The organism is Dokdonia sp. Asnod2-E02 (genome assembly GCF_045063915.1).
Taxonomy (GTDB): domain Bacteria; phylum Bacteroidota; class Bacteroidia; order Flavobacteriales; family Flavobacteriaceae; genus Dokdonia.
The window spans coordinates 2,220,395-2,241,167 of sequence record NZ_JBEFNX010000005.1; the positions used below are offsets into that span (position 1 = coordinate 2,220,395).

The 20,773-nt window shown below is 38.5% G+C and carries 25 protein-coding genes; 14 read left to right on the plus strand and 11 right to left on the minus strand.

What is annotated here, in order from left to right:
• The first annotated feature begins 1 nt into the window (after window position 1).
• From ACJJVM_RS10010 to ACJJVM_RS10065, 12 genes are all read left to right on the plus strand, one after another.
• Window positions 2-748, plus strand: coding sequence for a Na(+)-translocating NADH-quinone reductase subunit C (locus ACJJVM_RS10010; protein WP_298353740.1), 747 nt, complete (start codon window positions 2-4; stop codon window positions 746-748).
• On the plus strand, window positions 748-1,395 hold the full coding sequence (locus ACJJVM_RS10015) for an NADH:ubiquinone reductase (Na(+)-transporting) subunit D (protein ID WP_021778072.1): 648 nt from the start codon (window positions 748-750) through the stop codon (window positions 1,393-1,395). Before ACJJVM_RS10010 ends, ACJJVM_RS10015 begins: the two co-directional genes overlap by 1 nt.
• A 51-nt stretch (window positions 1,396-1,446) precedes the next feature.
• A complete protein-coding gene (gene nqrE / locus ACJJVM_RS10020) occupies window positions 1,447-2,181 on the plus strand; it encodes an NADH:ubiquinone reductase (Na(+)-transporting) subunit E (RefSeq protein ID WP_035334627.1) in 735 nt (244 codons plus the stop codon).
• A 2-nt stretch (window positions 2,182-2,183) separates the two neighbouring features.
• Complete coding sequence (gene nqrF / locus ACJJVM_RS10025) at window positions 2,184-3,491, plus strand: NADH:ubiquinone reductase (Na(+)-transporting) subunit F (protein WP_298353736.1); 1,308 nt, start codon at window positions 2,184-2,186, stop codon at window positions 3,489-3,491.
• 205 nt (window positions 3,492-3,696) lie between these two features.
• Entirely contained in the window at window positions 3,697-5,403 is a 1,707-nt protein-coding gene (locus tag ACJJVM_RS10030) for an OmpA family protein (protein WP_405211586.1), read from the plus strand.
• A 117-nt stretch (window positions 5,404-5,520) separates the two neighbouring features.
• Window positions 5,521-6,822, plus strand: a complete 1,302-nt coding sequence (locus tag ACJJVM_RS10035) for a hypothetical protein (protein ID WP_405211587.1) — start codon at window positions 5,521-5,523, stop codon at window positions 6,820-6,822.
• A 162-nt stretch (window positions 6,823-6,984) separates the two neighbouring features.
• Window positions 6,985-7,509 (plus strand): hypothetical protein, encoded by a 525-nt coding sequence (locus tag ACJJVM_RS10040; protein WP_405211588.1) that lies wholly within the window; start codon window positions 6,985-6,987, stop codon window positions 7,507-7,509.
• Between the two features lie 22 nt (window positions 7,510-7,531).
• A complete protein-coding gene (locus tag ACJJVM_RS10045; RefSeq protein WP_405211589.1) occupies window positions 7,532-8,149 on the plus strand; it encodes a hypothetical protein in 618 nt (205 codons plus the stop codon).
• 122 nt (window positions 8,150-8,271) lie between these two features.
• Window positions 8,272-8,943 carry a sensor histidine kinase gene (locus tag ACJJVM_RS10050; protein WP_405211590.1) on the plus strand — a complete coding sequence of 224 codons (672 nt, stop codon included), beginning with the start codon at window positions 8,272-8,274 and terminating at the stop codon, window positions 8,941-8,943.
• On the plus strand, window positions 8,915-9,661 hold the full coding sequence (locus tag ACJJVM_RS10055) for a LytTR family DNA-binding domain-containing protein (RefSeq protein WP_298353723.1): 747 nt from the start codon (window positions 8,915-8,917) through the stop codon (window positions 9,659-9,661). Before ACJJVM_RS10050 ends, ACJJVM_RS10055 begins: the two co-directional genes overlap by 29 nt.
• A gap of 65 nt (window positions 9,662-9,726) precedes the next feature.
• The gene (locus tag ACJJVM_RS10060; RefSeq protein ID WP_035328806.1) at window positions 9,727-10,089 is read left to right on the plus strand and encodes a hypothetical protein; all 363 of its coding nucleotides are present in this window, start codon (window positions 9,727-9,729) and stop codon (window positions 10,087-10,089) included.
• Window positions 10,089-11,087, plus strand: a complete 999-nt coding sequence (locus ACJJVM_RS10065) for an FAD:protein FMN transferase (RefSeq protein ID WP_405211591.1) — start codon at window positions 10,089-10,091, stop codon at window positions 11,085-11,087. The genes ACJJVM_RS10060 and ACJJVM_RS10065 overlap by 1 nt, the downstream gene beginning before the upstream one ends.
• Before the next feature lie 3 nt (window positions 11,088-11,090).
• Here ACJJVM_RS10065 and ACJJVM_RS10070 read toward each other — a convergent pair whose 3' ends face one another.
• The 9 genes from ACJJVM_RS10070 to ACJJVM_RS10110 form a co-directional block, all read right to left on the minus strand.
• A complete protein-coding gene (locus ACJJVM_RS10070; RefSeq protein WP_298353714.1) occupies window positions 11,091-11,855 on the minus strand; it encodes a class I SAM-dependent methyltransferase in 765 nt (254 codons plus the stop codon).
• Window positions 11,856-11,858: 3 nt separating this feature from the next.
• Window positions 11,859-12,680, minus strand: coding sequence for a type I methionyl aminopeptidase (gene map, locus ACJJVM_RS10075; RefSeq protein ID WP_405211592.1), 822 nt, complete (start codon window positions 12,678-12,680; stop codon window positions 11,859-11,861).
• 5 nt (window positions 12,681-12,685) lie between these two features.
• Window positions 12,686-13,147: a BT0820 family HAD-type phosphatase gene (locus tag ACJJVM_RS10080; protein WP_035328802.1), complete on the minus strand. Its 462-nt coding sequence runs from the start codon at window positions 13,145-13,147 to the stop codon at window positions 12,686-12,688.
• A 109-nt stretch (window positions 13,148-13,256) separates the two neighbouring features.
• Window positions 13,257-13,643: a DUF805 domain-containing protein gene (locus ACJJVM_RS10085; protein WP_298353709.1), complete on the minus strand. Its 387-nt coding sequence runs from the start codon at window positions 13,641-13,643 to the stop codon at window positions 13,257-13,259.
• Between the two features lie 131 nt (window positions 13,644-13,774).
• Entirely contained in the window at window positions 13,775-14,347 is a 573-nt protein-coding gene (locus ACJJVM_RS10090) for a thioredoxin family protein (RefSeq protein WP_298353706.1), read from the minus strand.
• Window positions 14,337-14,969 carry a thioredoxin family protein gene (locus ACJJVM_RS10095; RefSeq protein WP_405211593.1) on the minus strand — a complete coding sequence of 211 codons (633 nt, stop codon included), beginning with the start codon at window positions 14,967-14,969 and terminating at the stop codon, window positions 14,337-14,339. The genes ACJJVM_RS10090 and ACJJVM_RS10095 overlap by 11 nt, the downstream gene beginning before the upstream one ends.
• A gap of 11 nt (window positions 14,970-14,980) precedes the next feature.
• Window positions 14,981-16,495 (minus strand): 2,3-bisphosphoglycerate-independent phosphoglycerate mutase, encoded by a 1,515-nt coding sequence (gene gpmI, locus ACJJVM_RS10100; protein ID WP_298353702.1) that lies wholly within the window; start codon window positions 16,493-16,495, stop codon window positions 14,981-14,983.
• A 90-nt stretch (window positions 16,496-16,585) separates the two neighbouring features.
• A complete protein-coding gene (locus tag ACJJVM_RS10105; protein ID WP_405211594.1) occupies window positions 16,586-17,371 on the minus strand; it encodes a M48 family metalloprotease in 786 nt (261 codons plus the stop codon).
• Between the two features lie 135 nt (window positions 17,372-17,506).
• Window positions 17,507-18,571 carry a branched-chain amino acid aminotransferase gene (locus tag ACJJVM_RS10110; RefSeq protein ID WP_405211595.1) on the minus strand — a complete coding sequence of 355 codons (1,065 nt, stop codon included), beginning with the start codon at window positions 18,569-18,571 and terminating at the stop codon, window positions 17,507-17,509.
• Between the two features lie 81 nt (window positions 18,572-18,652).
• Between ACJJVM_RS10110 and ACJJVM_RS10115 the strand changes: the two genes are divergently transcribed.
• Entirely contained in the window at window positions 18,653-19,201 is a 549-nt protein-coding gene (locus ACJJVM_RS10115) for a DUF4920 domain-containing protein (RefSeq protein WP_405211596.1), read from the plus strand.
• 86 nt (window positions 19,202-19,287) lie between these two features.
• Window positions 19,288-19,971 carry a tRNA (5-methylaminomethyl-2-thiouridine)(34)-methyltransferase MnmD gene (gene mnmD, locus ACJJVM_RS10120; protein WP_405211597.1) on the plus strand — a complete coding sequence of 228 codons (684 nt, stop codon included), beginning with the start codon at window positions 19,288-19,290 and terminating at the stop codon, window positions 19,969-19,971.
• Here the strand turns inward: mnmD and ACJJVM_RS10125 are convergent.
• Window positions 19,963-20,361 (minus strand): DUF2809 domain-containing protein, encoded by a 399-nt coding sequence (locus ACJJVM_RS10125; protein WP_405211598.1) that lies wholly within the window; start codon window positions 20,359-20,361, stop codon window positions 19,963-19,965. The two genes, mnmD and ACJJVM_RS10125, sit on opposite strands and share 9 nt — an antisense overlap.
• The gene (locus ACJJVM_RS10130; RefSeq protein WP_405211599.1) at window positions 20,358-20,753 is read right to left on the minus strand and encodes a hypothetical protein; all 396 of its coding nucleotides are present in this window, start codon (window positions 20,751-20,753) and stop codon (window positions 20,358-20,360) included. Before ACJJVM_RS10130 ends, ACJJVM_RS10125 begins: the two co-directional genes overlap by 4 nt.
• Between the last annotated feature and the right edge of the window lie 20 nt (window positions 20,754-20,773).

Sequence of the window (20,773 nt, forward strand, 5' to 3'; positions counted from 1 at the left end):
GATGGCAAAGACAGACGGAAACGGATATACAATTCTCTTTGCGACTATTATGGTAGTCGTAGTAGGAGGAGTTCTAGCAGGACTAGCACAAGGTCTTAAGCCTGCTATTAAAGAAAATGAGCGCTTTGAAAAGCAGCAGAACATTCTTTATGCAATGGGCGTAAATGAGAATGTAGCAGGTGATGGAGGTGTAAACTTCATCCCTACAGATAAGGTAGAAGCAGAGTACGATAAGTACATTAAAGAAGCTTACATCATCCAGAATGGTAAAGTGACTCAAAGTGATGAGGCATTTACTGTAGATATGAAGAAGCAAAGCAAGTTGCCTAAAAATGAGCGCAAGATGCCTCTTTTTGTAGGAGAGCGTGATGGTAAACAATTTTTTGTTGTGCCTATGTATGGTAAAGGACTTTGGGATGCTATCTGGGGATATGTAGCGCTAGATAAAGATCTAGTTGTACAAGGTGTATTTTTTGATCACAAAGGAGAGACTCCTGGTCTAGGTGCAAACATTAAAGAGCGTTACTTTATGGACGACTTTACTGGTGAGCAGATTATGTCAAAAACTCAGTACTCAGGTATCACAGTTGCAAAAGGTAACAATGATCCAAAAAATGAACGTAAGGATGATAATAAAGTAGATGCTCTAGCAGGTGCAACGATCACTGGTGATGGTGTGAGTGCAATGATTAAAAGCACACTTAAGAGCTACGTTCCAGTAATTAAAGATTTTAAAACCAAAGCATAATGGCGATACTATCAAAAAAAGATCAACGACTCATTCTTGATCCATTAGCAGATGATAACCCAATTACTATTCAAGTATTAGGTATCTGTTCGGCACTAGCAATTACTGCTCAGCTTAAAGCGTCTATCGTAATGGCAGTATCTGTACTATTTGTACTAGGTATTGGTAACGTAGTGATATCGCTTATGCGTAACATCATACCATCAAAAATTAGAATTATTGTACAACTTATCGTTGTGGCAACACTTGTAATTGTAGTAGACCAGACGCTCAAGGCATTTGCTTATGAGCTGAGTAAAGAACTTTCAGTCTTTGTAGGTCTTATCATTACAAACTGTATCATTATGGGACGTTTTGAAGCATTTGCTTTAGGTAACGGTCCATATAGATCATTTTTAGACGGGATAGGTAACGCACTTGGTTATGGTGTGATCTTAATTATAGTAGGTTTCTTTAGAGAGCTATTAGGTTCAGGAACGCTTCTAGGTATTAAGGTACTAGGAGATCCTATAGAAAAAACAGGATTATACAGCATAGGCTACGAGAATAACGGTTTTATGTTACTATCGCCTATGGCACTTATCGTAGTTGGACTCATTATCTGGGTACAGCGTAGTAAGAACCCTGCACTCGTAGAAGAGAACTAGAAAATGAATTATCACGCTTTCGCGAAAGCGTAAACCTATAAAATCAAAGATATGTTAGAGCATATTGAATTATTTTTCAAATCGATTTTCATAGACAATATGGTATTTGCCACCTTCTTAGGAATGTGTTCTTACCTAGCCGTGTCTAAAAAAGTGTCAACCGCTGTTGGTCTTGGTGCTGCTGTCATATTTGTACTAGCAGTAACAGTGCCTATAAACTGGCTACTTGACCAGTATATTCTTCGTGATGGCGCACTAGCGTGGTTAGGACCAGAGTATGCAGATTATGACTTAAGTTTCCTATCATTCATACTATTTATCGCAACTATTGCAACAATGGTACAACTGGTAGAGATTGTAGTAGAGAAGTTCTCTCCGTCATTATATAACTCACTTGGTATTTTCTTACCACTTATTGCAGTAAACTGTGCCATCTTAGGAGGGTCATTATTTATGCAATCTAGAGATATCCAAACGTTAGGTCTTGCCTTTAACTACGGTATATCTTCAGGTATAGGGTGGTTCCTTGCAATTCTTGCAATTGCAGCGATACGTGAGAAAATACGTTACTCAAATGTTCCTGCTCCATTAAGAGGTCTTGGTATTACTTTTATCATTACAGGTCTTATGGCAATAGGTTTTATGAGTTTTGGAGGAATGCTTACAGGTGGTGACGAAGAAGAAGCTGCACCAGCTACCGAAGCTGCTCAAATAGAGTTACAAGAAGAAAATACGCAACCCGTAGCTATGATCGAGGTTGAAATTGCTAACGAAAAAGAAAACTAATTATGTTACTAGCTGCATCAATGTCTGGCGTTGTTATCGCCACAATCGCTGCCTTTTTAGTGCTTACGTTAATCCTTGTGGGCTTATTGCTTTTTACTAAGCAAAAGTTATCTCCATCAGGACCTGTAACAATTACTATAAATGGTGAAAAAGAAGTTGAAGTTGCCTCTGGAGGTACGCTCTTATCAACTCTTGGAAACAATAAAATATTCTTACCATCTGCTTGTGGAGGTGGAGGTACTTGTATACAATGTGAGTGTCACGTTCTTGAAGGAGGTGGAGAAGCATTACCTACAGAAACACCACACTTCTCTCGTAAGGAGCTTGCTCACGGAGCACGTCTTGCTTGTCAAGTAAAGGTGAAGCAAAATATGAACATCACGATTCCAGAAGAAGTTTTTGGAATTAAGAAATGGGATGCAACAGTTGTGCGTAACTATAACGTAGCATCATTCATTAAAGAATTTGTAGTTGAGATACCAGAAGATATGGGTTATAAAGCTGGAGGATATATCCAGATTGAAATCCCTGAGTGTACAATTAACTATAAGGATATAGATATCACGGCTCACCCAGAAGAGCACGAAACACCAGATAAGTTTCAAGCAGAGTGGGATAAGTTTGGTCTATGGCCACTTACAATGAAAAATAATGAGACTGTAGAGCGTGCATACTCTATGGCTTCTTTCCCGGCAGAGGGACGCGAGATTATGCTTAACGTGCGTATTGCTACGCCGCCGTGGGATCGTGCTAAAAACCAATGGATGGATGTTAACCCTGGGGTTGCGTCATCATACATATTTGCACAAAAGCCAGGTGATAAAGTAGTAATCTCTGGGCCTTATGGAGAATTCTTCATAAACGAATCTGAAGCAGAAATGCTTTACGTAGGAGGAGGAGCAGGAATGGCACCTATGCGTTCACATCTGTATCACCTTTTCAAAACCCTAAAGACGGGACGTACGGTTACTTACTGGTATGGAGGACGTTCTAAGCGTGAGTTATTCTACTTAGAGCACTTCCGTGAGTTAGAGAGAGAATTCCCTAACTTTAAATTCTACTTAGCGCTTTCTGAGCCTATGGAAGAAGATAACTGGAAAGTAAAAGACTCTACAGATGGAGAAGGAGACGGTTTTGTAGGTTTCATTCACCAGGTAGTAATCGACCAGTACTTAAGTAAGCACGAGTCGCCAGAAGATATCGAACTTTATTTCTGTGGTCCTCCACTTATGAACAACGCTGTTCAGAAAATGGGAGAAGATTATGGAATTCCAGATGAGAACATCCGTTTTGATGACTTTGGAGGATAGTATATAATTTCGCTTTCGCGAAAACCTAAAAACCCGATACAGCAATGTATCGGGTTTTTTTTATACACTTTCGCGAAAGCGTACATATCTATTATCATTTTGTAATCACCGTTGCTGTACTCAAAACTACCGTTCGTGTAGTGGCTATTTTACACCTTATGTAACTGGTTCATATTTGCATCATTATTAACAACAACTTTTAATTATGAAAGCATTTATGAAAACCGTCGTACTACTCGTAGTATTCGCTTGCACTTGGGGGAGTGTAGCGCAGACACATCCTGACCACAATTACTGGCAGTTGAGTCCCCGAGTAGGATATGATTTTCCTACATATGATAATGATACTCCTTTTATAGATTATCAAGGAGGTATTGAACTGGGTCTCTCTGTAGACTATTACTGGAGATGGTTTGGTATAGGGCTAGATCTTGATTACATTAAAAACAGTCCAGAGAGCACGTTTCCTATAGATAATCTTATAGATATCTCAGGAACAACACTCACAGATTTCTCTTTGAGAGAGGAGGGTATTACTAGATTCTTTTATGGTATAGGACCTAACTTTCAGTATGTGTCGCCCAGTAATAAGTTCAAGGCAGAGCTAAACCTTAGAGGTGGTCTTGCTAGTATAAAAGGCGGACTGACTGAGTTGAGAGAGAATACTGTTATAAATGATCGATTGAACTTTCACGCAGGTTATGATGAGGGTAGTGTTCTTACGGGTAAAGCCCAACTGAGATTTACCTATTTCTTTAATCAAACTTTTGGCATACACGCAGGAGCTTACTATATGAGACATTTTGGTGTACAAGAGAGTCTTGATGGTGGTATGGCTGCTAGATATTATGATGCTACTATTTCAGAGCAGGGTAGCAGTCTCACCGGTGATATTTACACGCGAGCAGAAGCTTGTGAACACGATATATCATCTGTGGGAGTATTTGCAGGGTTAACTATAAAGTTAAAATCTAAGCACGATAATAAGTGTTGTACTACTTGTGAGAAGTACTCGCTAGCGGTGACAGCTCGTGATAAGTTTACAAGACAAGTACTACCTGATACTGATGTTGCTTTGCGTGATAGTGCAGGTAATATAGTGCAAACTGGAACTACAAATACATTTGGTATAGTAGTGTTTAATGACATAGCAAAAGATGATTATGTTATAGATGGGCAACTTTATGAGGTGGGTCTAACTAGTAACAATGCAGGTGCCTCTGAGTTTAAAGAAGGACAGACCTTACAAAAGGAGATTCTTTATGAAGACGAGAACTTTATTCTTCAGGGTAAAGCCGTTATCTGTAATACCGCAACTGGACTACCTGGTGTAGATGTCATTATAAAAAACCTCACAGCTGCAGAACAAAAAAGTACAATCACAGATGGGAATGGCACCTACATATTACATATAGGACAACGTGGTTCTTATGAGTTAAGAGGTAAGAAAGATAAATACTTTTCTCAAACGGTTAAAATAAACCCAGCCGAGTATGACAGAAGTACAACACTCTTTGTAAAACTTGAGATCTGTCTAGAAGAAGCAGAGTGTGGTAAAGCCATTACACTTAATAATATTTTATATGATCTGGATAAATATGATATCCGTCCAGATGCACGACCAGAGCTTAATAGGCTTGCACAGTTTATGAAAGATAATCCTGGTATACGTGTAGAGGTAAGCTCGCATACAGATTCTAGAGCTTCAGACTCTTATAATCAAACGCTATCTCAAAACAGAGCAAATGCCGCTGTAGACTATGTAGTCTCGCAAGGTGTAAGCCGAAGCAAAATCACAGGTAAGGGATACGGTGAGTCAAGATTACTTAATGAGTGTGCAGATGGGGTTTCTTGTAGTGAGACAAAACACCAAATAAACAGACGCACAGAGATGAAAGTAATCTGTAATTAAAATTAAGTGTTAGCCAAAGGGACTGCTCTATCACAACAATCATTGTTGAACTATGATCTGATAAGGTGTTGATAATTAGCTTAGATAAAGCGGTCCTTTTTTTAATCTAAAAATAAAATGAAAACAATATATAAAATAACAATAATGATGTCACTAGCCATTCTAGGAGTGAGCTGTAGTGATGATGAGTGTGGGTATGAATTAGAATCTGTAGATGGGGTCTCTTGTGTGCCTTTTGAAGCTAATAAAGCAAATTCAGGCTTTACAGTAGCTACTTGTTATGCCGCAGAATCTAATGAACCTGTAGGTGTTATTTTTGACACGCGTTACAACTCTCAGGCTCCGATAGGTGATGATTGGGGACCAGGGCTAAATACACCATCTGAAACTATACACCCAGCAAACTGGACACCCGAAAATATAGGGCAGGTATTTGGGATAGCTATAGATAGTGATGAAAATATTTACTTAGCATCTTCTAATATATATCAACAAGGTGTTTTTCCTTCACCGGCTTCAAATGTTGTAAGTGGACAAGTGTATAAATGTACAGGACCAAGCTGGACAGCAGTTCCATTTTTTACTGTCCCTAATACAGGCGGCACTCTAAATGGTTTAGGAAACATAGCTTATGACAAGTTGAATGATCAACTTTTTGTCTCAAACCTAGAAGATGGGAATATATACAGATATGATATGCAAGGTAATTTAATTGAGACCTATGACCCTTGGTCTCCAGATGGAGGTTCGGCAGGTATTGTAAATCAAGAAGAACGAGTTTGGGGAATTGGAGTTAATTATGAGAGCGGAGTCGCAAAAGTTTACTTTCCAAGAGTAGCAATAATGCCAAATCCAGAAAGAAGTATATACTCTGTCACACTCAATCCAGATGGCAGTTTTAATAATGTTGCCGCGAGTCTTGAAATTTCTGGAGTAGTGGGTTCTCAAAGCACTATCACAGATATTGCATTTTCAAGTTCCTTCAATGAAATGCTTGTTGCAGAGAGAGGTGATCCTCATAATGCTAAGACACAGAGCTTTTCTAGATCCGGAGGGAGTTGGTCGTTCAATCTACAATATTTTTTAGGAGGAAATGCTGGAGCCGACGGTGAAAATGCTGCGGGTGGTGTAGATTTTTCAAATAGAGAAGTAGATGAAGATATAGACAGTGAGTGTGGTTCTCAATTTTGGGCAACAAGCAACTTTATGGAGGTAAGAGCAGTATCAGGATTTGCTTATGGTTTACAAGGGATTTCTTATGCCGGTAATACTAGTTGGACTACTCCTGCGCCTAATGCAAATCAGGATACAGATCTTTTTGTAGATTTTAATGGCACATATAATACAAGTGATAAGAATACTATTGGAGATGTAGAGACTTTTGATGCATCAGAGTGTTTTAATCTTTGTGATTTTTAAGAGAAAAATTATTTGACTCGCTTTTGTTTGTCATTTATTTGAATAGACGAGCGGGTCATTATAGTGATAGGGATTACTTTTAAAATAAGCCTATTTCCGTGCTTGAATATTAAACAGTAATATTTAGCTATATTTAAACATAACTAACTAACCATTCTAATTATGAAAAAATTAAAATTAATCGCCTTGTGGGCTGTGCTGGGCTCTGTCACAGTCTCTTGTTGTGACTGTCCGAGCGGTGATCCAAATCCTCAACATATAATAACTGAAAGTGAGGCTTATCAATTACAACAGAATTACTTTAATAACCAGCATAAATATATTACCATAGGTATAGAAGGTCAATATCAAAACGGAGAGCCAGATAATGTAGGTGTCATTGTTAAGGATATTGATGATTTGCAAAAATATTTGAACAATATAAAAAAAGAAGCTATTGCACAGGGAAAACAAAATCCTGGAGCAGTAATATACTTTGGTGCAAAGAATGATGAAAAGAATGTCCCAAGATCAACTATTTTTTTTCAAGCGATGCACGCAACCCCAGATCCTAGTAACAATGACTCAGACTTCCCTTCTATTTTAGATTATGAGAAACTGGAATACCCAAGTGCTTATTACGATAAGTTAGACCCTATGGGTAAAGAGCCAGATGATGCTCAGCCTGTTGAAGGAGGTTCCAATTAGTATATTTAAAAACAGCAAATTAATGATGAGTGATATTTTGTTAATTGTGACAAAGCTTGTCTTGTTCTTATCTGCAATCATATCTTTTTGGCGTTGGAAAAAGCTTAAGCTAGGAAATCTGGTTTACTTTCCCTTTTATATGTTATTTGTGGTCTTAATTGAAGTTTGCTCTCATTTCAATGGGATAAGCAGTATTGATAAACTATTGTACACCTTATTTGATATAGTTACATATCTATTTTTTATAAGTTGGTTTTATAAAATTCTTAGCAAGAATAAACTTGTCGCTTTACTGGGTGTATGCTATGTTGTTTCATTAATTTTTAGCTTGATACTTGAGAAAATAACTGGAGAGTTAAAGATTCAGTCTACAGTTGGAACGATGATAATGTTTTTACTTTCCATTTTGTTTTATATCTCTCTTATAAAATCAAATGAATTAATAGATTTTATTAGGTTACCAGCTTTTTGGATTGTCACAGGCATATTAATTTTTACTTTAGGTTATTTACCTATAACATTCAGTCTTACTAAAGATTTTTTACCTAGTCGTAACGTGGTCTACCTTATTCTGGTAGTTGTTAATGTTCTTTTGTATGGCTTTTTTTCAATAGCATTTTTATGTCCTCAGAAAAGATAGATTCTGTTTTACTAATTTCAGTGTTCTCCATTTTGGCGATTATTGGTGCGCTCATTTTTATTTTTACAGTATTTATAAAGCAGAGAAATAAACTGGTTAAAGAAAAGTATGAAAATCAGATTATGAGTGAGCGACAACAACACGCCCTAGAACTCCAAGCGCTACGCTCACAAATGAATCCGCATTTTGTGCATAATTCTCTCAATGCAATTCAGTATTATATACAGCGCAATGAGGTAGAGCTGTCTGAGATTTATTTGACTAAGTTTTCAAAATTAATACGGTCGTTTTTTACGCTTTCGCGAAAGCGTCATATTACCATAGCGCAAGAGATATCCTTGTTAGAAAATTACCTCTCTATTGAACAATTACGATTTGAGGACAAGCTTAACTATAGCATCACAAAAGATGCCGAGCTTGATGAAGAAGATATTATACCCACAATGTTGTTGCAACCTATAGTTGAAAATGCTGTAAATCACGGTATTTTTCACAAAGCCACAACTGGTACTGTTGCGATTCATTTTGGCTACGTGAGTGAAGACTCTTTTAAAGTCACTATAATAGATGATGGTATAGGTCTAGTAAAGTCTAAAGCAATATTTGATAACAGCGGCAAAGAACTTAATAACAGGTCGTCTAGCGTATTGCAAGATCGTCTCAAGCTATTAGAATACAGTAATACTTGGAAAGTGAGCTACACACTAGAAGATAGAGAAGATACAGAGGGGGCGATAGCTACTTTAATTTTTAAACCCATAGAAGATGAACATACGAGCATACCTAGTAGATGATGAGCGCAAGGCGCTTGCTATCTTACGTTCTAAGCTAGAGAGGTATTGTCCGCAATTGACTATTGTGGGAGAGAGCCAAAGCCCCAAAAATGCCATTACAGAAATACAAGAGTTACAGCCCGACGTAATATTTTTAGATATCTCAATGCCGGAGATGACAGGTTTTGATATGCTCAAGTCTATTCCAAATCCAGCGTTTGAAATCATTTTTGTAACTGCTTATGATGAGTATGCCATCGAGGCAATACGCCATTGTGCTATAGGCTACATAGTAAAACCAGCAGATAAGGATGATCTTATCACGGCGGTCCACAAGGCTATTCAAAACGTAGAGCATAAGGATTCTTTGGCCAAAAACAAGCAGCTTATCGCAAATCTAGGGGTTCAAAATTTTCAAAAAAAGAAGATCGTAGTGCCCACTCAAAAAGGACTAGAGTTTATCCCTATACCGTCCATCATACGGTGTGAAGGAGTAGATGGGTATACAAAGCTCTATTTAGAAGAAGGTAAAACTATGTTGAGCTCTAATAGTATAGGCCACTTTGTAAAGATGTTAGATAAAACAACGTTTTATCAAGTACATAAATCGCACCTTATCAATCTAGATCATATCATTGCTTACCTCAATGAGGGGTACGTCCAACTTACAGAAAATAATAAGGTGCCTGTATCCCGTAACAAGCGCAGCGATTTTTTAAACAACTTTAAAAGTAAGTAGTCTCTATAGTCTTAATAATAAGAGCAAATGTGTAAAGTAAGAACTGCAATAATTATCTTTGTAATATGGCAGAACTTCTTACAGAACAAGAGCTTCACAACCTTGCGATGAACATCGTAGGAGAAGATTTAAAGAGTCAAGGCTTTGAGTTTATGGCAGTAAATTCTAAGCTTAAAAAGGACCCGCAGTTTGTGGCTCTCAAGGATAAAAAATTACATTTTGTAATCGTAAGAGCGCGTACATTTCCAGAAGATGCAAATGTGTATGATGAGGCTTTTATGATAAAAATGCGTGATCACGCACTCAAATTTGAAGCACGTACATTTTATGCTGGGGTAGGGCTAGGTCACGGAGACAATTATCAAAAGCCGGTAGAAAAAGATTCGGCTTACAGAGAGATTTATAACGGACTTCAAGAGATACAATAATGCGCATACTTCTATCATTTCTTATTGCTGTAAGTTTTCTAGCTTGCAAACAGTCACAAACCCCAGACGAGATTACAATCGCAGGCAACGCTTTTGGTACTAGTTATGGAGTAAAATACTTTGGAGAGGTAGCAGCGGCTCCACAAATTAAAAAAGGTATAGACTCTGTGGTAGCAGCGGTAAACCAGTCACTAAGCACGTACATTCCGCAAAGTGATATCTCAAAAATAAATAGAGGTGATACTACGGTTGTTGTAGATGCTATGTTTAAGGACGTATTTACGCTTTCGCGAAAGCTAAATAAAGCCACCTCAGGCTACTTTGATCCTACAGTAGGAACATTGCGTAATGCTTATGGTTTTGGGGATACAGAAGCCTTAGAAACACTAAATGAGCCTACATTAGACTCATTAATGCAGTATGTAGGTTGGAGTAAAGTACAATTACAAGAAGATGGAACGATAAATAAGGCCGCATCAACTATTTATTTTGATTTTAATGCCGTCGCAAAAGGATATGGAGTAGATAGAGTGGCAGCTTATATGGGTTCAAAGGGGTTTAATAACTACCTCGTAGATATAGGTGGAGAGATAGTAGCTGCAGGGGCCAACCTAAATAAAGAACAACGCTGGACAGTAGGAATAGAAAATCTAGATTCTAAAGTGACAGACAGAACGGCATCAGTTCTCGTAAGCCTTACAGACAAAGCAATGGCTGGCTCTGGAAACTACCGAAAGAATCGCGTTGACAAAGCTACGGGTAAACAATACGTACATACCATAAACCCACTTACGGGTTCTGCAGAGCGTAGTGATGTGCTTAGTGCAACCATTATAGCAGATGATTGTGCCACGGCAGATGCTTGGGCAACTTCTTGTATGGCAATGGGGCTTGAGCGCTCAAAAGAGGCCTTAAAAGGTCAAAATATAGAAGCCTATCTCGTGTATGATGGAGGTGTTTTTATGACTCCTGGTTTTAACCAATATATACAGAAGTAACTATTACTTATAGCAAACAGGTATAATCTCGCCAGGAGCAAGACGATAACGGTCTACCTCTTCTGGGGTTAGGATAGTTGTATAATCTACTTCGTCTACCTTAAAACCTATGGTTCTAAGCTTTTCAAAATAATCTCTTCCATAAACACGCACGTGGTCGTATTGTCCAAAGATTTTTGCGCGCTCATCACGGTCTGTGATGGTGTTATCTTCAAAGGTGGTTGCTCTGTTTAATTCTTGAGGGATTTGTAATATCGCCATCCCGCCAGGGCTCAACACTCTATACAATTCTTGCATTGCCTTTGTGTCATCAGGTATGTGCTCAAGTACGTGGTTACAAAAAATGAGGTCAAAACTATTTTCGGCAAATGGTAAATCACAAATATCTGCCTTAACATCTGCCAGTGGAGAGTTAAGATCTGTAGTGGTGTAATCTAGGTGTGCGCTTTCGCGAAAGCGTTTATAAAAAGCTTGCTCTGGAGCAAAGTGAAGTACTTTTCTTTCTGCTTTAAAAAAATCTGTCTCACGCTGTAGCCACAGCCATAAAAGTCTGTGACGCTCTAGCGAAAGGGTAGATGGTGAGAGTACATTTTCTCTAGGAGTGCCATATCCATAAGGCAAGAATTTTTTAAAGGTCTTACCGTCTATAGGGTCTTCATAGCGATTACCCTTAAGGGTAAGTGCCAGTAGTGGCCGCACCACATAACTCAACCTGATTAATAAAGGTCGAGGAATGGCGTTTAAGAAAAATTTAAAAATTTTCTTCAAAGCTTATAATACTAGCGCTTGCTGGCGAAAAGGAGTTTCCTCATCACTCTCTATGCCTAATGCTTTGTAAATGTATGCAAACGTAGATAGCAGCTCAGGTTTACCATCTACAATGGCAACGTCGTGCTCAAAGTGAGCACTAGGTTGATTATCACGAGTGGTGATTGTCCAGCCGTCATTGTGCTGTTTTATGTTTCTTGTGCCCATATTAGTCATAGGTTCTATGGCAACTACCATACCTTCTATAAACTTTTTACCACGACCACGTTTACCATAGTTAGGCATTTCTGGGTCTTCGTGCATTGTAGTACCTAGACCGTGACCTACGAGCTCACGTACAACTCCATAACCGTGATCTTCGGTAAATTTTTGAATAGCATATCCTACATCACCTACGCGGTTACCTACTTTGAGTTGTTCTATACCCACATAAAGAGACTGCTTAGTTACCTCAAGTAGTTTTTTTACTTCTGGGCTTACTTCTCCTACCTCAAACGTATAGGCGTGATCACCGTAAAATCCGTTTTTTATAGCACCACAATCTATAGAGATAATGTCACCTTCTACAAGTGGCTTATCATTTGGGATACCGTGTACAACCTGTTCATTAGGACTCATACATAGCGTGTTTGGGAAATCATAAAGCCCTAAAAAGCCAGGTATGGCGCCTTGAGATCTTATGTAATCCTCGGCTAGTTTGTCAAGGTGGAGCGTGGTAACACCTGGCTTTACTTCACCAGCTAGCATCCCTAGTGTGCGTGATACTACAAGAGCGCTCTCACGCATCAATTCTATTTCTTCTCTGGTTTTTTGTATGATTGCCATTGCTATTAATCTTCTTTAAAAAGCTCTTCTATACGTGCCATAAAGCCACCTTTAGATTTTTTCTTTTTTGGTGTTTTCTTTTTTTTCTGTGTTGCCTTAAGGCTTTGCGTTTGTTCTTGCCCTTTGCCCAGTTTCTGATAGATTTCTCCCCAGCCTAACATTCCTCTTACATCCCTATCGTCTATAAAGATATCTGCATTTATCTTACGGCTTATTTTTGGGCTCATTACTTCTTCAGGATAACTTTTATTTACCGCATAAAAGGTAAGTCCATTTTCTTTACAAAAGGCTACAGCTTCTTCTAGTTTATCTTGAGATCTATAGGTCCATAGAATCAATAAATTCCCTTCTTGCTGTAATTTTTTAAGTGTGTCAAAAGCAAATAATAATGGCTTGCCAATTTTAGGGTACGCATTTTCTACAATGGTACCGTCAAAGTCTACCGCTATGGTTTGTGTTTCTTTAATCACTTAAAATTTTATGCAAAATTACAAAAAGAACTACGGTTACGTTTATATAATAAGAAAGGGCTTCTATAAGTTTTATAGAAGCCCTTTTTAAAGTAGTTATTGTTATTTACTGAATAAGATCCCCTTTAGGATCTGGTCCATACTGGTTAGGTCCGTGTGTTCCTTCTGTAACCATAAGTATTAAGAGCCAAATACCTCCTATAAAAGGTATAAAGGTAACAAAATACCAAGAGCCGCTCTTATCTTGGTCGTGTAGTCTTCGCACAGCTACGGCAATAGAGGGAATTATTATCGCAAGTATATAAAGCATAAATAATATACCACCTACCATCATAAGAGTTTCATTCTCCATCGCAATTCCGGCTATGAGAGGAATATATACTAAGAGAGTAAATATCATATTAAATAAATAAAACATCCAGTACTCTTTACGACGTGCTCTACCTTCAAAATTTGCATAGTTGTCTCGTACTACCTTTAAATACCATTCCATAAATTAATTGTGTTTTTTGATTAATGTTAGTGTGGCTAAACTAATGAATATTGTCTAGCTTTTTACAAGTACTAAAAAATAAAACCCTTCATAATTTATGAAGGGTTTTGATAATCTAAAGTTTGTTCATATTACTCCGCATAAGCGTGTTTATATTCTTGACCTGAGAGTATTTTTACCATATCCTTCTCTAGACTTTCTAACGGATACTCAACCACACGGCCTAGCTCCTTACCATCTTTAGTAAATATAAAAGTAGGAACATTTGTTATTTCTTTATGATTTACTAGCTCTGCAGGTTCTGTTTTATCTTCAGAAACGGTTACGATATGAATAAGGTCACTATCGTAATCTATTTCATCAAGCATTTTAAAAAAGGCAGGTACCTCACGCTGGCTATCTTCACACCAAGTTCCCATAAATACGGTGACACGTACATCTGTAAGCCCCTTTTTTAAAGCAGGAAGACTCTCTGTATCTAGTGTGTGATCTTTATAACTCTGTATAAACCATTTATTATAAGCACGAGACTCGAGGGTATCTCTTTTAAACTCACCTATAAGTATAGGCGCTTCTTCCTCTAGAGGTGCTTCTGTAGCTACTTTTTCTTCTAGCTCTTCGGTAACTTGCTCTACTGTTTTGTGCTCATTACAAGCTGTTAATAGTACGGTAAGAGCGGCAAGAGCGATTATTTTAATTTTCATATGCGTGTTTGTAAGATTCTCCTTTTAAAATTTTAAGCATATCTGCTTCTAAGCTTTCTACAGGACGCTCGACTATACGACCTATTTCCTTTCCATCCTTTTTAAAAATAAAAGTAGGAACGCGTATAATATTATTTTCTGCTGTAAATTCAGTAGGTTTTTTCTTTGTGCGATCTACAGTAATAAGTGTAAGGTCTTTTTTACTGAAGGCTACATTATCTAATATTTTAAACATACGTGGTGTCTCACGTTTACTGTCTCCACACCAAGTCCCCATAAATGTAGTAATGGTAACTCCTTCTATCTCTTCTGTGATTTCTGGTATAAGTGCATCATCAGTTTTATACCGTGCATAGTTTGTGTTGTACCAGCTTCCAAATGGTGGTTGCTCTAGTGCTGTGCGATCTTCTTTACCCACTAGCATTGTCTTTACTTTAGGTGCAGGCTTTGCAGGTAAGGCAGGTTTTGTAGGGGTAGTAGGTTTTTCAATTCTATTACCTTTTGCAATCACTGTAGCTTTTTCTTCTTTTGGCGCCGTAGCCTGGGTTTCTGTAGCTGTTTTTGAAGTATTACAGCTTACAAGAACTATAGCTAGCAAACCTGTATAAATGATATTTTTCATCCTCATTATTTTTAGATTAAAGGTACGCAATCCATCACATCTGGTTGTGGTACGCCTAGCAATTTTAAAACTGTAGGAGCCACATCAGATAGAATACCATTGTTGATTTTCTTGATGTCTTTATCGACTAGTATCACCGGTACTGGATTTGTCGTGTGTGCCGTATTAGGCGATCCATCTGGGTTAATCATTACTTCTGCATTACCGTGGTCTGCTATGATGATTACAGTATAATCATTTTCTTCGGCGGCGGTTACAATATCTTTTGTACAGCTGTCTACTGTTTCGCAGGCTTTTATTGCGGCTTCCATCACACCCGTATGACCTACCATATCTGGATTTGCAAAGTTGAGGCAGACAAAGTCTACGTCTCCTTTGTTTATTTCTGGAACAATTTTATCACGTATCTCAAAAGCACTCATTTCTGGCTGCAAGTCGTAGGTGGCAACCTTTGGCGAGGGAGCTAGCAATCTAGACTCTCCATTAAAAGGTTCTTCACGCCCTCCAGAAAAGAAGAAGGTTACGTGAGGATATTTTTCTGTTTCTGCGATGCGTATTTGTTTCTTACCTGCGCTTTCTAAAACTTCACCAAGGGTATTTACGAGATTGTCTTTGTCGTAAATAACTTTAATGTCATTAAAGGTGTCATCATAGTTAGTCATTGTAACATAATACAGGTCAAGCTTTTTTGTGTCTTGCTCTGCAAAATCTTTTTGAGATAACATCTCCGTTAGTTCGCGACCGCGATCTGTTCTAAAATTAAAGAAAATCACTACGTCACCTTCTTGCACGGTAGAGATGGTCTCACCATCTTGAGTCACAAAAAGCGGATCTATAAACTCATCTGTTTTACCAGCGTCATAACTGGCTTGTATGGCTTGTTCTATGTCTTTAGTAGGCGTTCCGGCACCTTTAGTAATTAAATTATATGCAAGTGCAACGCGTTCCCATCGTTTATCTCTGTCCATTGCGTAGTAGCGACCTATTACAGATGCTAGTTGTGCGTTGTGCGCTTTCGCGAAAGCAGAAATATCAGATATCATCTTTTTTCCAGATTTTGGATCTACATCTCTACCATCAGAAAAAGCGTGAATGAAAGATTGTGGCACTCCTGCATTTTCGGCAGCGAGAATAAGTCCTTTAAGATGCTCAATGTGTGAGTGTACACCTCCATCAGAAACGAGACCGAGAAAGTGAACAGACTTGTTGTTTTCTTTCGCGAAAGCGAAAGCATCCTTGAGCGCTTGCTCATCTTTGAGCGTATCTTCTTTAAGTGCTTTATTGATCTTAGCAAAGTCTTGATAAACAATCCTTCCTGCGCCTAGATTCATATGGCCCACTTCGCTATTACCCATCTGGCCTTCTGGCAGGCCTACATTCTCACCGTGGGTGAGTAGCTGTGCGTGCGGGTACTTATTGTAAAGGCTATCTATAAAAGGCGTTTGTGCCTGGTCTACGGCAGATACTTTCTTGTCTGGAGCCATACCCCAGCCATCTAGTATCATTAGGATTGTTTTTTTATTCATCGTCTTAGGTTGAGTAGTAAAGATAAAAACAAAACCTCGCGGGTGCGAGGTTTTAAAGGGGTTTTAACGAAAACGGTTGCGAGTATATTATTACATAGTCGCTGGTCCCGTATAACCATATTTCTGGATGCTCTCCTTGATTTGCTCTATACGATTTTCTGGATCTGGGTGTGTGCTTGCAAACTCTGGCTGGCGACTACCACCACTTGCAGCTTTAAGTATTTTCATCACGCCTATCATTTGGTACGGGTCATAACCAGCGCGTATCATAAAACGCACGCCTAGATCATCACTCTCTAACTCGTCATCACGACTATTACCTAGTAATATGTTCTGACCTATGGCACCTGCTGCACCTCCCATACCTCCGCCTACTTCTGCACCCATAGAGATGGTAGACCACATCTCTGAGTTTGCTACACGCTCTGCACTGTGTTTACCTAGTACGTGGCCTATCTCGTGACCTAGTACTCCAGCAACCTGATCTTCATTTTCAAGTTTTGAGAGTAGGGCATAGGTGATAAAAATCTGGCCACCTGGTAATGCAAATGCATTAACCGTTTGCTCATCTTGCAATAAATGAAAATCATAGTTATAAGGTGTCTCTCTAGCCATACTTTCTTGTACGAGCTTGTGACCTACTTGATCTACAAAAGCTTGTAACTGCTGGTCTTGATGTAAGCCTCCGTGCTGCTCTGCCATAGCAGGCGCGTGTTGTAAGCCTATAGCAATCTCCTCTTCTGGAGACATTGTGATGCTTTGGGTTTTACCCGTATAAGGATTTTCTTCCTTGTTGCTACAGTTTTTAAAAAGTGCAAATGCAACAATGGCAACTCCTATAAGTAACCTGATCTTAAGACCGCTACCTCTTTTCATAATCTAGATGGTTGTTTTTATTAATGCTTACAAGGTAATAAAAAGTCTGTAGTCTCTTAGTATAATAGCCTTGTAGAAACTCAAAAACCGGAACAGCAGCTGCTATTCCGGTTTTTGTTTATGTATGGTGAAGTACTACTTTACAGCAACTCTCCATCCGTATTTATCTTCTGTGCGATTATATTGTATGTCGTTTAAGTCTTTTTTAAACTGTACTCCATAACTATTTTCTGGTGCATTGAGTTTGTGATCTTCACCCTTGTAAGCAAAGCTCTTAAAAGGAACTACTACTGCAGCAGTACCTACGCCAAAAATTTCTTTAAGCTCACCAGCTTGTGCAGCTTCTACAATCTCTTTTACAGCTACTGGTCTTACTTCTACAGTAATACCTGCTGCTTCTGCCAGTTGTATGATACTCTTACGTGTGATACCATTGAGGATAGTATCATTAGTAGGTGCTGTAATAAGTTTATCTCCCACACGGAAAAATACATTCATCGTACCCGCTTCTTCTAGGTACTCGTGTGTGTTTGCATCTGTCCAGATTACCTGCTGGTATCCTTCTTCTTTTGCAAGATTAGTAGGGTAAAATTGTGCAGCATAGTTACCTGCAGCTTTTGCATAACCTACACCACCACTCGCGGCACGGCTATACTTTTCGGCAAATACTACGCTTACTTCACCAGAGTAATATGATTGAGCAGGCGCAAGAATAATCATAAACTTATACCTGTCTGATGGTGATGCAGATACTCCCGGTTGTGTTGCAATGTGAAAAGGGCGTATGTATAAAGAATTACCATCTCCAGCTTTTATCCAAGCTTCGTCTAGTTTAAGAAGCTCCATAAGACCTTCCATAAAAACTTCTTTAGGAAGTTCTGGCATTGCTAGACGTGCAGATGAGGTATTGATACGCTCCCAGTTATCTTCTGGACGAAATAAGAAGATATCCCCATTATCATCCTTAAAAGCTTTCATCCCTTCAAAAACAGCTTGACCGTAGTGAAAAACTTTTGCACTAGGATCCATAGAGATAGGTCCGTAAGGTACTATTTCTGGTTGCTGCCATTGCCCGTTTACATATTCTACAGAAAACATATGGTCTGTAAAAACGCTTCCAAAAGCAAGGTTATTAAAATCAACATCAGCAATTTTACTGTTGTCTCGCTTTGTAATCTTAAGAGTAGAGGTTGTTTCCATAGTAACAAATTTAGTGATTTGTCATACTCGGTGATTGATTTTTGCATAATTTTACGATGTTCAACTTAAAACCAAATGATTATGAAACTATGTGCAACGATATTCTTAATTTTCTTGACATTACTAAGTTGTAAACAAGGAGAAGAGGGGAGTAATGACGCTTTCGCGAAAGCGGAATCAGAAAAAAATGAAGAACTAGCTACAAATCAAACGATTGCTCAAAACGATTATGCTAGCTATGGAGCAACGATATCTCCAGAAAATACATTAACTAAAAGTGAGATTGCCGAAAAATATGCTTCACTTGCCGAAGGTGATACGGCGGTTGTAAAATTTCAGGCTCCAGTAAACGCTGTTTGTGTTTCAAAAGGATGCTGGATGCGACTGGATATAGCTGGTGAGGAGCAGGTATTTGTAAAATTTAAAGATTACAGATTTTTTGTCCCTACAGATACAGATGGAGGAGAGGCTATTGTAGAAGGTAAGGCATATCTAGAAGAAGTATCTGTAGATGAGTTGAGACATATGGCAAAAGACGGGGGCAAGTCTGAAGAAGAGATAGCAGCCATTACAGAGCCACAGAGAGAATTAAGATTTATGGCAGATGGTGTTCTTCTTAAATCAGAATAAGAAGTAACTCGATATAGTTTTAAAAAGGGTGGGTGTAAGCCTGCCCTTTTTTATATGTTGCGCAAAGCAATAACCTCAAAAGAAAAATGAAAAGAGAAATAATTACCACGGCAGACGGCTCAAAGACCATACACATACCAGATTGGGATGAGCAGTATCATTCTAAACACGGTGCGATACAAGAGGCTAGACACGTTTTTCTTAAAACTGGGCTTGCTCACTATGTAACTACATATCCACAAAAAAAAGAGATAGCTATACTTGAGATGGGTTTTGGTACAGGTCTCAATGCCTTGCTTACCTATTTTGAGACGCATAAACATAATGTGTCTTTTAATTATGTAGGAGCAGAGGCTTATCCCGTTTCTCAAGAAGAAGCTCAAGCTATGGAGTATGCTAGCCAGCTAGAGGAAGAGGATGCTACAAAAGTTTATAATGAGATGCACGACGCTGCCTGGGAGCAACCAGAAAATATAAGTGAGCACTTTACACTCACTAAGCGCACACAGCGTTTTGAAGATATTACAGATAGTGAGGTTTTTGATCTTATTTATTTTGATGCCTTTGGTCCAAGAGTGCAGCCCACTTTATGGACAGAGGAGATCTTTACAAAAATGTATGAAGCCTTAATACCAGGAGGAGTACTTACTACCTATTGTGCGCAAGGAGCTGCCCGAAGGGCAATGCAAGCCGCAGGTTTTGTAGTAGAGCGACTGCCTGGACCTCCAGGCAAGCGTGAGATGCTTAGAGCTAGCAAGCCGTTAGTGTGAAGCTATTTTCTTTTTGTTTATAACCCATTCAGCACATACTATTGCGATAAAGCCCGCTATGTATGCTACAATATCCCACCAAGAAAAAGAAGTGCCCAAGATCACTTGTGCCCATTTTTGATCTCCTAGGCCTATCTTATAAATAAAAGAAGAGGCTTGCAATCCCTCTATTATAAATGCAAATAGTAATACATAAAAGGCAACTTTAATCTTGCTTGAGAGGGTGTGACCTACATAGAAAAACCCCATCACAAAGGCGTAAATTAATACAATAACAATCGTATCTCCTAAGTAGGGTCTTATAAAATTGTCGTGTATGTATGTTGCTATAATTACTTCAATAGCAAAAAGGACTAAAAAGAGAGTGATGTACTTGATGGAGATGTTCATTTGGACTTGAAGATATTTATAACAACTCGACCTAGGGATATCATAATAGTGATAGTTCCCGCAAAGAGTAATCCAGAGATTACCGAAAATGTTCTACCAGTGTCAGAAACATATTTTTGCATTGCTTCAGATTGTTGTGGGGTAATCTCATTACCATTGAAAAATCCGTCGCGGTTGAGGTCAAATTTTTGCAAGGCTAGCTGTAGGGAGATGTCTTGATATAAAGCAGCACCCGCCACAATAACATAAACGCATAAAAAAAGGATAGAATTTATAAATAACCATTTACGACTGGCAAGTAATTTCTTTTTATAAAACCATAAAACTACTATGAGTAAAATAGTTATTAGTAATGCAATAATGAGATGTGTGGAAGGTTGTATGTGATTCATATGTGGTGCAAAGCTGTGGT

Coding starts and splice junctions, on each gene's coding strand:
- ACJJVM_RS10085 (WP_298353709.1), bottom strand. CDS start 13,643: ATGGAATGGTATTTAAAGGTAGTACGAGACAACTATGCAAATTTTGAA.
- ACJJVM_RS10110 (WP_405211595.1), bottom strand. CDS start 18,571: ATGGAAACAACCTCTACTCTTAAGATTACAAAGCGAGACAACAGTAAA.
- ACJJVM_RS10035 (WP_405211587.1), top strand. CDS start 5,521: ATGAAAACAATATATAAAATAACAATAATGATGTCACTAGCCATTCTA.
- nqrF (WP_298353736.1), top strand. CDS start 2,184: ATGTTACTAGCTGCATCAATGTCTGGCGTTGTTATCGCCACAATCGCT.
- ACJJVM_RS10015 (WP_021778072.1), top strand. CDS start 748: ATGGCGATACTATCAAAAAAAGATCAACGACTCATTCTTGATCCATTA.
- ACJJVM_RS10115 (WP_405211596.1), top strand. CDS start 18,653: ATGAAACTATGTGCAACGATATTCTTAATTTTCTTGACATTACTAAGT.
- ACJJVM_RS10010 (WP_298353740.1), top strand. CDS start 2: ATGGCAAAGACAGACGGAAACGGATATACAATTCTCTTTGCGACTATT.
- ACJJVM_RS10065 (WP_405211591.1), top strand. CDS start 10,089: ATGCGCATACTTCTATCATTTCTTATTGCTGTAAGTTTTCTAGCTTGC.
- ACJJVM_RS10045 (WP_405211589.1), top strand. CDS start 7,532: ATGATGAGTGATATTTTGTTAATTGTGACAAAGCTTGTCTTGTTCTTA.
- map (WP_405211592.1), bottom strand. CDS start 12,680: ATGGCAATCATACAAAAAACCAGAGAAGAAATAGAATTGATGCGTGAG.
- ACJJVM_RS10030 (WP_405211586.1), top strand. CDS start 3,697: ATGAAAGCATTTATGAAAACCGTCGTACTACTCGTAGTATTCGCTTGC.
- ACJJVM_RS10050 (WP_405211590.1), top strand. CDS start 8,272: ATGAGTGAGCGACAACAACACGCCCTAGAACTCCAAGCGCTACGCTCA.
- gpmI (WP_298353702.1), bottom strand. CDS start 16,495: ATGAATAAAAAAACAATCCTAATGATACTAGATGGCTGGGGTATGGCT.
- ACJJVM_RS10130 (WP_405211599.1), bottom strand. CDS start 20,753: ATGAATCACATACAACCTTCCACACATCTCATTATTGCATTACTAATA.
- ACJJVM_RS10105 (WP_405211594.1), bottom strand. CDS start 17,371: ATGAAAAGAGGTAGCGGTCTTAAGATCAGGTTACTTATAGGAGTTGCC.
- nqrE (WP_035334627.1), top strand. CDS start 1,447: ATGTTAGAGCATATTGAATTATTTTTCAAATCGATTTTCATAGACAAT.
- ACJJVM_RS10125 (WP_405211598.1), bottom strand. CDS start 20,361: ATGAACATCTCCATCAAGTACATCACTCTCTTTTTAGTCCTTTTTGCT.
- ACJJVM_RS10055 (WP_298353723.1), top strand. CDS start 8,915: ATGAACATACGAGCATACCTAGTAGATGATGAGCGCAAGGCGCTTGCT.
- ACJJVM_RS10060 (WP_035328806.1), top strand. CDS start 9,727: ATGGCAGAACTTCTTACAGAACAAGAGCTTCACAACCTTGCGATGAAC.
- ACJJVM_RS10090 (WP_298353706.1), bottom strand. CDS start 14,347: ATGAAAATTAAAATAATCGCTCTTGCCGCTCTTACCGTACTATTAACA.
- ACJJVM_RS10040 (WP_405211588.1), top strand. CDS start 6,985: ATGAAAAAATTAAAATTAATCGCCTTGTGGGCTGTGCTGGGCTCTGTC.
- mnmD (WP_405211597.1), top strand. CDS start 19,288: ATGAAAAGAGAAATAATTACCACGGCAGACGGCTCAAAGACCATACAC.
- ACJJVM_RS10095 (WP_405211593.1), bottom strand. CDS start 14,969: ATGAAAAATATCATTTATACAGGTTTGCTAGCTATAGTTCTTGTAAGC.